Genomic DNA, 12,632 nt, shown 5'->3' with positions numbered 1-12,632 from the left:
CTGAAGAATGCGTGAATACCTCGATAACCCCCTACCGTGGCCCCGCTCGGCGCGGTGCGCAAGCGTGGGGCGTCACGGGGGAGTGAAGTTTTCGGTGTATCTTGCTGGTCGTGTCGACGCTGCAAGTTCGCGTGCCCGGGGTGGTCAAGCGCATGCTGACTTCGCTGGTACTGCGCCGCATCCGCAAGAAGGGGATCGATCTCTCGACGATCTCGTTCTTGCCCGAGGAGACGAAGATCCCGCTCCAGCGTGACGCCACGGACCCGCTGCCGAAGATCGCAGAGTGGCGTGAGTCCGAGCCGATGCACAAGCTGGACCTCCCGTTCGACTTCACGGCGTACCTCGTCACGGGGCACGAGGAGACGCGGCAGGTCCTCACGGCGCGCGACGAGTACTCCAACGACATCCGGCACCTGTTCTCCGGTGACGGCCCGGCGACGTCGGACGACATCGGCGGCCTCGGTTTCACCGATCCGCCGCTGCACACACGGCTGCGCAAGATCATCACCCCCGAGTTCACGATGCGGCGCCTGGCCCGCCTGGAGCCCCTGATCGAGGAGCGCGTCGAGCGCCAGCTCGACGACCTCGCGAAGGCGGCCGCCGACAACGGTGGCGTGGCCGACCTCGCCCAGCACCTCGCCTTCCCGGTGCCGTTCCAGACCATCTGCGACCTGCTCGGCCTCGACTACGACGACCGCGAGACGTTCGCGGGCCTGGGCAGCGCCCGCTTCGACGCCACCAACGGCGCGGCCGCGGCGTTCGGTGCCGTGTCGGCCCAGCGCGAGTTCCTGTTCGACGCCGTCGCGCGCCAGCGCCTCGAGCCCGGCCCGGGCCTGATCGGCCAGATCATCCGCGACGAGGGTGACGCGATCTCCGACGTCGACCTGGCCGGCCTCGCCGACGGCGTCTTCACCGGCGGCTTCGAGACGACCGCCGGCATGATCGCGCTGGGCACCATGGTGCTGCTGCGCGACCCGGCCTACGCGGCGCTGACCCGCGACGGCTCCCGCGAGGACGTCGACGGGGTGGTCGAGGAGCTGCTGCGCTACCTCGCCGTCGTGCAGGTGGCGTTCCCCCGGTTCGCCAAGCGCGACATGATGCTGTTCGGCACCCAGGTCAAGGCGGGCGACGTCATCCTCGCGTCGCTCTCCGGTGCGAACCGCGACCCGGAGGCCGCGGGGGAGTCCCCGGAGTCGTTCGACCCGTACCGCGTGCCGAAGAGCGGGCACCTGGCCTTCGGGCACGGCATCCACCGCTGCATCGGTGCCGAGCTCGCCCGCATGGAGCTGCGCATCGTGCTGCCGCGACTGCTGCGCCGGTTCCCCGAGCTCGCGCTCGACCGTCCCGAGTCGGAGCTCTCGTTCCGCCAGCTCAGCTTCGTGTTCGGGGTCGAGGAGCTCCCGGTCCGGCTCGATTCATGACCGATCTCGACCGGCTCGAGCGCTGGTTCGACGAGCACGGTCTGCCGTACTTCGTCGGCGACCAGGCCGAGACGGTCGAGCGGTGGCTCTCCAGCCGGCGCATCGTCGCGCTGATCGTCGTCCTCATCGGCCTGGGCGTCGGTGCCGGGATCGCGGTCTCGCGCACCATCGGCGACGCGGGCGACGGGATCCTCTCGGGGGTCGCCGTGTTCGTCGCGCTCCTGGCGCTCTACGCGGGTCGGCTGCTGCGGATGGGCACGATGGTGCGGTGGGCCGTGCGCCGCACGTTCGGCTCCCTCGGGCTCCTGCTGCCCCTGCTGACGCGCGCCCTGCCGCTGCTGCTCCTGGCGGTGACGTTCCTGTTCATCAACGCCGAGGTCTGGCAGGTCGCGGCACTCATGTCACGCACCGTGCTGTGGCTGTCGGCCGGCGCGTTCGCGCTCGTCGCCACGGCCTTCCTGCTGGCCCGGCTGCCGGAGGAGGTGCGTGCGGTCGAGGACGAGGTCGTGGGTGACCGCCTGCAGGACTGCTGCGACGGTACGCCGGCCGCGGAGCTGGCGGGGGGCGTCGACGTCCGGGTGGGCGAGCTCCCTCGCTTCGCCCGCGCGAACCTCGTGCTCGTGCTGCTGTTCAGCCAGGCGGTCCAGGTGCTGCTGCTGACGGCCGGGCTCTTCGGCTTCTTCGTCGTGTTCGGGGCGCTGACGATCCCGCCCGAGACGATCGAGTCGTGGACGGGCCAGCCGGTCTCCGACCTGCCCTCGTGGCTGGGCCGGCGCCTGCCGCTGACCAACGACCTCTTCCAGGTCGCGGTCTTCCTGGCCTCGTTCTCGGGGCTCTACTTCACGGTCTACGCGGTGACCGACGAGACGTACCGCCGCCAGTTCTTCTCGGGACTGTCGACCCAGCTCGAGCGCGCCGTCGCCGTCCACGCCGTCTACCGCGCCCTCCGGGAGAACCCGCCGAGCACCTGACCGCCTACCAGCCGCGCTGGCGCCACTCCGGGATGCTGGGGCGCTCGGCGCCGAGGGTGGAGTCGTCGCCGTGGCCGGGGTAGAAGCGGGTGTCGTCGGCGAAGCGGTCGAAGATCTTGCGCTCGACCTCGTCGAGGAGGGTCGTGAAGTCGCCCTCCGACCAGGTCTTGCCGACTCCGCCGGGGAAGAGCGAGTCACCCGTGAACAGGTGCACGATGCCGTCGGGGTCGTCATAGGCCAGGGCGATCGAGCCAGGGGTGTGGCCGACGATCTCGATGACCTCGAGCTCGCACGAGCCGACGCGGACGCGAGCGCCGGTCGCGACCATGACGTCGGTCACGACGTCGATGCCCTCGGCGTCGCGCTCTCCGGCGATCGTCTCGGCGCCGGTCGCGGAGCGCACCGCCTCGAGGGCGGCCCAGTGGTCCGGGTGGCGGTGCGTCGTGACGATGCGGGCCACGTCGTTCTCGCCGACCTCCGCGAGGATGCGCTCGGCCTCGTCGGCGGCGTCGATGATGAGCCGTTCGCCGGTCAGGGTGCACCGCAGCAGGTACACGTTGTTCGACATCGGACCGACCGCGAGCTTGGTGATCTCCAGGTCGTTGGCGTCCTGCACGTCGGCCGGACCGCCGACCTGGACCTGTCCCGTGTACGTCATGACCCCGATCCTAGGCAGCGCTCGACAAGAAACTGTCACACCCCGTGGTTAGGCTGATCGGGTGCCCACACGTACGTCGTCCCGTCCTGCCCGCAAGCCCGCGCGATCCCCTCGCGAGGGCAGCAGCAGCATCGACCAGATCGTCGTCCGGGGCGCGCGCGAGCACAACCTGAAGGACGTCTCGCTCGACCTGCCCCGCGACGCGCTCATCGTGTTCACCGGCCTGTCCGGGTCGGGCAAGTCCTCGCTCGCCTTCGACACGATCTTCGCCGAGGGCCAGCGACGCTACGTCGAGTCGCTGTCCGCCTACGCCCGCCAGTTCCTGGGCCAGATGGACAAGCCCGACGTCGACTTCATCGAAGGGCTCTCGCCCGCGGTCTCGATCGACCAGAAGTCCACCTCGCGCAACCCCCGCTCGACGGTCGGCACGATCACCGAGGTCTACGACTACCTCCGCCTGCTCTACGCCCGCGCTGGCCGCCCGCACTGCCCCGAGTGCGGCGAGCCGATCGCGCGGCAGACCCCGCAGCAGATCGTCGACCGCATCCTCTCCTCGCCCGAGGGCACGCGCTTCCAGGTCATCGCGCCGGTCATCCGTGGGCGCAAGGGCGAGTACCTCGACCTGTTCCGCCAGCTGCAGTCGCAGGGCTTCAGCCGCGCCGTCGTCGACGGCGAGGTGCACATGCTGGCCGACGAGCCGCCGAAGCTGGCCAAGCAGAAGAAGCACACGATCGACGTCGTCGTCGACCGTCTCCAGGCCAAGCGCAGCGCCCAGCAGCGGCTCACCGAGTCGGTCGAGACGGCCCTCGGCCTGGCCGACGGCCTGGTCATCATCGACTTCGTCGACCTGCCCGACGACGACCCGGAGCGCACGCGGCGCTTCTCCGAGAAGCTGGCGTGCCCCAACGACCACCCGCTGGCGGTCGACGAGCTCGAGCCGCGCTCGTTCTCGTTCAACGCGCCCTTCGGTGCCTGCGCCGAGTGCCACGGCCTCGGCGTGCGCATGGAGGTCGACCCCGAGCTGGTCGTGCCCGACCCGCAGAAGTCGCTCGACGAGGGCGCCATCGCGCCGTGGTCGTACAACCAGATGTCCGACTACTTCCTGCGCATCCTGCAGGCCCTGGGCGACGAGCTCGGGTTCAGCACCGACGTGCCGTACGGCGAGCTGTCCGACGACGTGCAGAAGATCCTGATGTACGGGCGTCCCGGCAAGGTGCACGTCGTCTACAAGAACCGCTACGGCCGTCGGCGCGAGTACGACACCGTGTTCGACGGTGCCGTCGAGTTCGTGCAGCGCCGGCACGCCGAGACCGACTCCGACACCAACCGCGAGCGGCTCGAGGGCTTCATGCGCGAGGTGCCGTGCGGCGCCTGCGACGGCACCCGCCTCAAGCCGGTCATCCGCGCGGTGCTGCTCGACCACCCCGAGCTGGGCCCCAAGAACATCGCCGAGGTCAGCAACCTCTCGATCGCCGAGGCCGCCGTGTACCTGCGCGGACTCGCCATGAACGACCGCGAGCTGCAGATCGGCGAGCGTGTTCTCAAGGAGATCGACGAGCGCCTGCAGTTCCTGCTCGACGTGGGCCTCGACTACATCTCGCTCGACCGCGCGGCCGGATCGCTCTCGGGCGGCGAGGCGCAGCGCATCCGCCTGGCCACGCAGATCGGCGCCGGCCTCGTGGGCGTGCTCTACGTGCTCGACGAGCCGTCCATCGGCCTGCACCAGCGCGACAACCGGCGCCTCATCGAGACCTTGCAACGCCTCCGCGACCTCGGCAACACGCTGATCGTCGTCGAGCACGACGAGGACACCATCGCGGTCGCCGACTGGGTCGTCGACATCGGCCCGGGCGCCGGTGAGCACGGCGGGCAGGTCATCGTCTCCGGCCCCGTCGAGGACCTGCTGAAGAGCCCCGACTCCATCACCGGCAAGTACCTGTCGGGACGCGAGAAGATCCCGGTCCCCGCCGTGCGCCGTCCGCGCCAGAAGGAGCGCGCCCTCACGGTGCGCGGCGCGCGTGAGAACAACCTGCGCGACATCGACGTCGAGTTCCCGCTGGGCCAGCTCGTGGCCGTCACCGGGGTGTCCGGCTCGGGCAAGTCCACGCTCGTCAACGACATCCTCTACCGCTCGCTCGCGCGCTCGATCTACGGCGCCCGCACCATCCCGGGCCGCCACCGCACGATCGACGGCCTCGACCAGGTCGACAAGGTCATCCACGTCGACCAGTCGCCCATCGGTCGCACCCCGCGGTCCAACCCGGCCACCTACACGGGCGTGTTCGACCACGTGCGCAAGCTCTTCGCGCAGACGCCCGAGGCGAAGATGCGCGGGTACCAGCAGGGCCGCTTCTCGTTCAACATCAAGGGCGGCCGCTGCGAGGCCTGCTCCGGCGACGGCACGATCAAGATCGAGATGAACTTCCTGCCCGACGTCTACGTGCCGTGCGAGGTCTGCCACGGCGCTCGCTACAACCGCGAGACGCTCGAGGTGCACTACAAGGGCAAGACGATCGCCGAGGTCCTCGACATGCCGATCGAGGAGGGCGTCGAGTTCTTCGAGGCCATCCCGCCGATCGCCCGTCACCTGCGCACCCTGGTCGACGTGGGCCTGGGCTACGTGCGGCTCGGTCAGCCCGCCCCCACGCTGTCAGGCGGTGAGGCGCAGCGCGTCAAGCTCGCCTCCGAGCTGCAGAAGCGCTCCACCGGGCGCACCCTCTACGTGCTCGACGAGCCCACCACGGGTCTGCACTTCGAGGACATCCGCAAGCTCCTGCTGGTGCTCGGTCGCATCGTCGACACGGGCAACTCGGTCATCGTCATCGAGCACAACCTCGACGTCATCAAGACCGCCGACTGGATCATCGACATGGGCCCCGAGGGCGGCAGCGGTGGCGGCATCGTGATCGCCGAGGGCACCCCCGAGTCCGTGGCCCAGGTCGAGTCCAGCCACACCGGCCAGTTCCTCGCCCCGCTGCTGGACTGACTCGACGTGGCCGATCCAGCGACCTACCGTCCCAAGACGGGGGAGATCCCGACCGAACCGGGGGTCTACAAGTTCCGGGACGCCGATGCGCGGGTCATCTATGTCGGCAAGGCCAAGTCGCTGCGTCAGCGGCTCACGTCCTACTTCGCCGACCCCGACGGGTTGCACGAGCGCACGCGGCGCATGGTCACCACGGCCGCCTCCGTCGAGTGGACGGTGGTGTCGACCGAGGTCGAGGCCCTGCAGCTCGAGTACACCTGGATCAAGCAGTTCGACCCGCGCTTCAACGTCAAGTACCGCGACGACAAGTCCTACCCGTGGCTGGCCTTCACGGTCGGTGAGGAGGTCCCGCGCGTGCAGGTCATGCGCGGCAGCCAGCGCAAGGGGGTGCGGTACTTCGGGCCCTACTCGCACGCGTGGGCGATCCGCGACACCGTCGACACCCTGCTGCGCGTCTTCCCCATGCGGTCGTGCTCGGCCGGGACGTTCCGCAGCGCGCGGGCCGCCGGACGGCCCTGCCTGCTGGGCGACATCGGCAAGTGCGCCGCCCCGTGCGTCGGTCGGGTCACGCCCGAGGAGCACCGCGAGATCGTCGACGACTTCATGGGCTTCATGGGCGGCAGCACGAAGGTCATCACGCGCGACCTCAAGGAGAAGATGCAGCGCGCGTCCGACGGCCTCGAGTTCGAGCTGGCCGCCAAGTACCGCGACGACCTGGGCGCGATCGACAAGGTGCTCGAGAAGCAGACCGTCGTGCTCACCGACGGCACCGACGCCGACGTGCTGGGCTTCGCCGAGGACCCCCTCGAGGTGGCCGTGCAGATCTTCTCGGTCCGGGGTGGTCGCATCCGCGGTCAGCGTGGCTGGGTCGCCGACCGGGCCGACGAGGCCGAGCTGCCCGAGCTCGTGCAGCGCGCCGTGATGACGTTGTACGCCGACGGCTCGCCCACGGCCGTGCCACGTGAGGTGCTGGTCCCGGTCGTGCCGGCCGACGCGACGCTCGTGGAGGAGCTGCTCGGTGAGCACCGCGGCGGTCCCGTGCGCTTCCGCGTGCCGCAACGGGGCGACAAGCGACGGCTGCTCGAGACCGTCGAGCAGAACGCCAAGCAGGCGCTCGCCCGCCACAAGATGAAGCGAGCCGGAGACCTCACCACCCGCAGCGTCGCGCTCGAGGAGCTCCAGGCCGCCCTGGGCCTGCCGGACGCTCCGCTGCGCATCGAGTGCTTCGACATCTCGAACCTGCAGGGCACCGAGATCGTCGCCTCCATGGTCGTCTTCGAGGACGGCCTGCCCCGCAAGTCCGAGTACCGGCGCTTCGTCGTGCGGCACGAGGGCCAGAGCGACGTCGCCGCGATGCACGAGGTGATCGGACGCCGGTTCAAGCGACACCTGGAGGGTCCGCAGGCGGTCGAGCACGGCGACCTGCCCCCCGAGCCGGCCGAGGCGGTCGCCGAGAAGCGCCGCTTCGCCTACGCGCCCTCGCTCGTCGTCGTCGACGGTGGTCCGCCGCAGGTCGCCGCGGCGAAGCAGGCGCTCGACGAGCTCGGCATCACCGACATCGCCCTGGTGGGTCTCGCGAAGCGGCTGGAGGAGGTCTGGCTCCCCGACGACCCCCACCCCGTGATCCTCCCGCGCACCAGCGAGGGTCTCTACATGCTGCAGCGGGTCCGCGACGAGGCCCACCGCTTCGCCATCAGCCACCACCGCAAGCGGCGCAGCACCTCGATGACCGCCTCCGTCCTCGACGAGGTCGAGGGGCTCGGTCCCACCCGACGCGCCGCGGTCATGAAGCACTTCGGCACGCTCAAGAAGCTGCGCGCCGCGTCGGTCGACGACATCGCCGGTGTGCCGGGCGTGGGGCGCACTACGGCAGAATCGATCGCGACGGCACTCGGCGCGGCGGCACCGGCCCCCTCGGTCAACACCGCCACCGGCGAGATCATCGACGACTGACACGAGGAGCGACCCGGTAATGAGCCAGCTGAACGAGGCCGTGGTCGTCACCGGCATGACCGGAGCCGGACGCGGCACGGCCGCGAAGGTGCTGGAGAAGCTCGGCTACTACGTGATCGACAACCTGCCGCCGGTGCTGCTCGACAGCACGATCGACACGATCGAGAAGGCCGCCGACATCGACCTGCTCGCCGTCGTGGTCGACGCCCGCTCGCGATCGTTCTTCGGGGAGCTCGACGAGGCCCTGGTCCGACTGCGCCAGCGCGGCGTGCCCACGCGCGTGCTCTACCTCGAGGCCAGCGACGAGGTCCTGGTGCGGCGCCAGGAGGCGGCGCGTCGGCCGCACCCCCTGAGCCTGGAGGGCCGACTGATGGACGGCTTCGTCCAGGAGCGCGCCCTGCTGCGGCGGGTCCGCGCCGGCGCCGACCTCGTCGTCGACACCACCTCGCTCAACGTGCACCAGCTGGGCCAGCGGCTCCGGGCCGCGTTCGGCGAGCCGGGCTCGCGGGGCCTGCGAGCCTCGGTCATGTCCTTCGGCTTCAAGTACGGCATCCCGATCGACGCCGACATGGTCGCCGACATGCGGTTCCTCCCCAACCCGTACTGGGAGCCCGAGCTGCGCCCGATGAGCGGCCTCGACGCCCCGGTGCGGGAGTTCGTCCGCAGCCAGCCGCGCGCCGAGGAGTTCCTCGACCAGTACGAGCAGCTCATCTCGCTGTTCACCGACGGGTTCCTGCACGAGGACAAGCACTTCCTGACGCTCGCGATCGGCTGCACCGGCGGGCGGCACCGCTCCGTCGCGATGTCGGAGGCCTTCGCCGAGAGGCTCCGCGCGCACGGCGTCAGCACCCTCGTGGTGCACCGCGACCTGGGACGCGAATGAGCACGCCCGCACCGGCGGGCCTGCTGCGCGTCGCCGCACTGGGCGGAGGTCATGGGCTCGCCGCAAGCCTCACGGCCCTGCGTCGTCTGACGCCCGATCTCACGGGCATCGTCACGGTCGCCGACAACGGGGGCTCCTCGGGACGCCTGCGCGAGGAGTTCGGCATCCTGCCGCCCGGCGACCTGCGCATGGCGCTCGCGGCCCTGAGTGGCGACGACGAGCACGGTCAGCGCTGGGCGAGCGTCCTTCAGCACCGGTTCGCCGGTGAGGGTCCGCTGGCGGGGCACGCGATCGGCAACCTGCTGATCGCCGCGATCTGGGAGCGCCTCGGCGACCACGTCGCCGGGCTCGACCTCGTCGGCGAGCTGCTCGGCTCGAAGGGGCGCGTCCTGCCGATGGCGGCGGTCCCGCTGCACATCGAGGCCGACGTGCACCTGGTGTCGGCCCCCGACCGGCTCACGATCGTGCGCGGTCAGGCAGAGGTCGCCTCGGTCGACGGGCAGGTCGTGAGCGTCCGGCTCGACCCGCAGGACCCCCCGGCGTGCCCGGAGGCCGTCGCGGCGGTCCACGACGCCGACTGGGTCGTCGTGGGGCCGGGCTCGTGGTTCACCAGCGTCATGCCCACGCTGCTCGTGCCCGGGCTGCGCGACGCCTTGGTCGGCACCCGGGCCCGCCGCGCTCTCGTCCTGAACCTGCGGGGCGACCGTGAGACCGAGGGGCTCAGCGCCACCGACCACCTCGAGGTGCTCTCGGCGCACGCTCCTGAGCTCGCGATCGACGTCGTCCTGGCCGACTCCAGCGTGGTCGACGACGCGGGTCACCTGGAGGCCACGGCCCGTCAGCTGGGGGCCCGGCTGGTGGTCGACGACGTCGCCCAGTCGCTCGGCAGCGACCAGCACGACCCCACCAGGTTGGCGAAAGCGTTCGGACGGTTTCTGACCCCGGCATAGAGTGACCCGCATGGCGTTGACGTCCCAGGTGAAGTCCGAGCTCGTGGCCACCACCGTGACGAAGGCTTGCTGCCGCAAGGCCGAGGTCGCCTCGATCCTCCGCTTCGCCGGTGGGCTGCACCTCGTCGCAGGCAAGGTCGTGATCGAGGCCGAGCTCGACAGCGGTGGAGCCGCGCGGAGGCTGCGCAAGGACATCGGTGACATGTACGGCCACCAGAGCGAGGTCGTCGTCATGCAGCCCAACGGCCTGCGCAAGAACACGACGTACGTCGTGCGCGTGAGCCAGGGAGGCGAGGCCCTCGCCCAGCAGACCGGCATCATCGACGGCTCCGGCCGCCCGATCCGCGGACTTCCCCCGGCCGTCGTCGGCGGCTCGTCGTGCGACGCCGTGTCGGCCTGGCGCGGCGCCTTCCTCGCCCACGGCTCGCTGACCGAGCCGGGACGCTCCTCGGCGCTGGAGATCAGCTGCCCCGGGCACGAGGCCGCGCTCGCGCTGGTCGGGGCGGCCCGCCGGCTCGGCATCTCGGCGAAGTCCAAGGAGGTCCGTGGCTCCGACCGCGTCGTGATCCGCGACGGCGAGGCCATCGGTGCCCTGCTGACCCGGCTCGGCGCCCACGAGACCCTCCTGTCGTGGGAGGAGCGGCGCCTGCGTCGCGAGGTGCGAGCCACGGCCAACCGCCTGGCCAACTTCGACGACGCGAACCTGCGCCGGTCCGCCCGGGCGGCCGTCGCCGCCGGCGCCCGTGCCGCACGAGCGCTCGAGATCCTCGGCGACGACGTCCCCGACCACCTCAAGCTGGCCGGCGTCCTGCGCGTCGAGCACCGTCAGGCGAGCCTGGAGGAGCTGGGTCAGCTCCACGTCCCGCCGCTGACGAAGGACGCGATCGCCGGACGCATCCGCCGGCTCCTCGCGATGGCCGACAAGATCGCCGCCGAGCAGGGCATTCCCGACACGGAGGCCACTCTGGAGGACCTTCCGGAGTCGTGACCGACTCCCTCGTCGAGCGCCTGCGCTCGGCCGGCTGCGTCTTCGCCGAGGAGGAGGCCCAGCTGCTGCGGGCCGAGGCCACCGGCGCGAGGCTCGACGAGCTCGTCGCGCGTCGGGTCGGGGGAGAGCCGCTCGAGACGGTGCTCGGCCGTGTGGACCTCGACGGTGAACGCCTGCAGGTCACCGCCGGCTGCTTCGTGCCGCGCCGCCGCACCCTGCTGCTGGTACGTCTCGCCGTCGAGGCGCGTCCGTCCGTCCTCGTCGAGGTCTGCTGCGGCGTGGCACCGGTCGCCGCCCTGGCAGCCCGCCGGCTCGACGGCCTCGAGGTCCATGCAGCCGACCTCGACCCGGTGCCCCTCGTCGCGGCGCGCGTCAACCTGGGCGACCGGGGGCGCGTGCACGAGGGCGATCTCATGGCGCCCCTGCCGGCGGACCTGCAGGGACGCGTGGACGTGCTGGTCGCCAACGCTCCCTACGTGCCGACCGCGGAGATCGCCCACATGCCGTCCGAGGCACGCCTGCACGAGCCACGGCTCGCCCTCGACGGGGGAGCGGACGGCCTCGACCTCCACCGGCGCATCGCGCACGCCGCACCCGGCTGGCTGAGGCCGGGGGGAGTGCTGCTGATCGAGACCTCGGAGCGACAGGCCCGGGCCACGGCGGCCGCGTGCGCCGAGGCCGGGCTGGCAGCCGAGATCGTGCGCGACGACGAGCTGGACGCCACCGCGGTCAGGGCGGTCTCGGACTTCGATAGGCTGACCCCTGATCCAGGTCCACCCCACTTCAGGAGCATCACGCCGTGACCGTTCGCGTTGGCATCAATGGCTTTGGCCGCATCGGCCGCAACTTCTTCCGCGCGGCTCGTGCCGCGGGCGGCGACATCGAGATCGTGGCCGTCAACGACCTCACCGACAACAAGACGCTCGCGACCCTCCTGAAGTACGACTCGATCCTGGGCCGCCTCGACGCCGACGTCACGTACGACGACACGTCGATCACCGTCGGTGACCAGAAGATCGCCGCGTTCGCCGAGCGCGACCCCGCGAAGCTCGACTGGGCCAGCGTCGGCGTCGACATCGTCGTGGAGTCCACCGGCTTCTTCACCGACGCGACCAAGGCCAAGGCCCACGTCGACGGCGGCGCGAAGAAGGTCATCATCTCGGCGCCCGCCAAGAACGAGGACATCACGATCGTGATGGGCGTCAACCACGAGCTCTACGACGGCACGCAGCACACCGTCATCTCGAACGCCTCGTGCACCACGAACTGCCTGGCGCCGCTGGCCAAGGCCCTCAACGACGCCCTGGGCATCGAGCGTGGCCTGATGACCACGATCCACGCCTACACGCAGGACCAGAACCTGCAGGACGCGCCGCACAGCGACCTGCGCCGTGCCCGTGCCGCCGCGATCAACATCGTCCCCACCTCGACGGGTGCGGCGAAGGCCGTCAGCCTCGTGCTCCCCGAGCTCGCGGGCAAGCTCGACGGCTACGCGCTGCGCGTCCCGGTGCCCACGGGCTCCGCGACCGACCTGACGTTCACGGCCAGCCGCGAGACCACGGTCGAGGAGGTCAACCAGATCATCAAGGACGCATCCGAGGGCGCGATGAAGGGCTTCCTGGTCTACACCGACGACCCGATCGTCTCCAGCGACATCGTGACGGACCCGGCGTCGAGCATCTTCGACTCCGGCCTCACGAAGGTCATCGGCGACCAGGTCAAGGTCGTCTCCTGGTACGACAACGAGTGGGGCTACTCCAACCGCCTGGTCGACCTGGTCAAGCACGTCGGCGCCTCGCTCTGATCGGCGAGGGAGCTCCGA

Annotated in this window: 10 protein-coding genes; 9 read left to right on the top strand and 1 reads right to left on the bottom strand. The window is 70.8% G+C overall.

Annotation, left to right across the window (positions count from 1 at the left end; translation table 11 throughout):
- The first annotated feature begins 110 nt into the window (after nucleotides 1-110).
- The gene (locus LO931_RS13065) at nucleotides 111-1,421 is read left to right on the top strand and encodes a cytochrome P450 (RefSeq protein ID WP_229054156.1); all 1,311 of its coding nucleotides are present in this window, start codon (nucleotides 111-113) and stop codon (nucleotides 1,419-1,421) included.
- Entirely contained in the window at nucleotides 1,418-2,392 is a 975-nt protein-coding gene (locus LO931_RS13060) for a hypothetical protein (RefSeq protein WP_229054155.1), read from the top strand. The genes LO931_RS13065 and LO931_RS13060 overlap by 4 nt, the downstream gene beginning before the upstream one ends.
- 4 nt (nucleotides 2,393-2,396) lie before the next feature.
- Here LO931_RS13060 and LO931_RS13055 read toward each other — a convergent pair whose 3' ends face one another.
- Complete coding sequence (locus LO931_RS13055; protein ID WP_229054154.1) at nucleotides 2,397-3,050, bottom strand: MBL fold metallo-hydrolase; 654 nt, start codon at nucleotides 3,048-3,050, stop codon at nucleotides 2,397-2,399.
- A gap of 130 nt (nucleotides 3,051-3,180) precedes the next feature.
- Between LO931_RS13055 and uvrA the strand changes: the two genes are divergently transcribed.
- From uvrA to gap, 7 genes are read left to right on the top strand one after another with little or no spacing between them, the layout of a single operon-like run.
- Nucleotides 3,181-6,036, top strand: a complete 2,856-nt coding sequence (uvrA, locus tag LO931_RS13050; protein WP_229054299.1) for an excinuclease ABC subunit UvrA — start codon at nucleotides 3,181-3,183, stop codon at nucleotides 6,034-6,036.
- 6 nt (nucleotides 6,037-6,042) lie between these two features.
- Nucleotides 6,043-7,989, top strand: coding sequence for an excinuclease ABC subunit UvrC (gene uvrC, locus LO931_RS13045; RefSeq protein ID WP_229054153.1), 1,947 nt, complete (start codon nucleotides 6,043-6,045; stop codon nucleotides 7,987-7,989).
- Nucleotides 7,990-8,008: 19 nt separating this feature from the next.
- Entirely contained in the window at nucleotides 8,009-8,872 is an 864-nt protein-coding gene (gene rapZ, locus LO931_RS13040; protein WP_229054152.1) for an RNase adapter RapZ, read from the top strand.
- Entirely contained in the window at nucleotides 8,869-9,822 is a 954-nt protein-coding gene (yvcK, locus tag LO931_RS13035; protein WP_229054151.1) for a uridine diphosphate-N-acetylglucosamine-binding protein YvcK, read from the top strand. Before rapZ ends, yvcK begins: the two co-directional genes overlap by 4 nt.
- A gap of 10 nt (nucleotides 9,823-9,832) precedes the next feature.
- Complete coding sequence (gene whiA, locus LO931_RS13030) at nucleotides 9,833-10,810, top strand: DNA-binding protein WhiA (RefSeq protein WP_229054150.1); 978 nt, start codon at nucleotides 9,833-9,835, stop codon at nucleotides 10,808-10,810.
- Nucleotides 10,807-11,613 (top strand): putative protein N(5)-glutamine methyltransferase, encoded by an 807-nt coding sequence (locus tag LO931_RS13025; protein WP_229054149.1) that lies wholly within the window; start codon nucleotides 10,807-10,809, stop codon nucleotides 11,611-11,613. The genes whiA and LO931_RS13025 overlap by 4 nt, the downstream gene beginning before the upstream one ends.
- Entirely contained in the window at nucleotides 11,610-12,614 is a 1,005-nt protein-coding gene (gene gap / locus LO931_RS13020) for a type I glyceraldehyde-3-phosphate dehydrogenase (protein ID WP_229054148.1), read from the top strand. Before LO931_RS13025 ends, gap begins: the two co-directional genes overlap by 4 nt.
- Nucleotides 12,615-12,632 lie beyond the last annotated feature (18 nt).

This window comes from Aeromicrobium sp. Leaf350 (genome assembly GCF_916858655.1).
Classification (GTDB): Bacteria; Actinomycetota; Actinomycetes; order Propionibacteriales; family Nocardioidaceae; genus Aeromicrobium.
The sequence above is the reverse complement of the archived record's forward strand: the minus strand, read 5'-3'. Positions and strand labels throughout refer to the sequence as shown.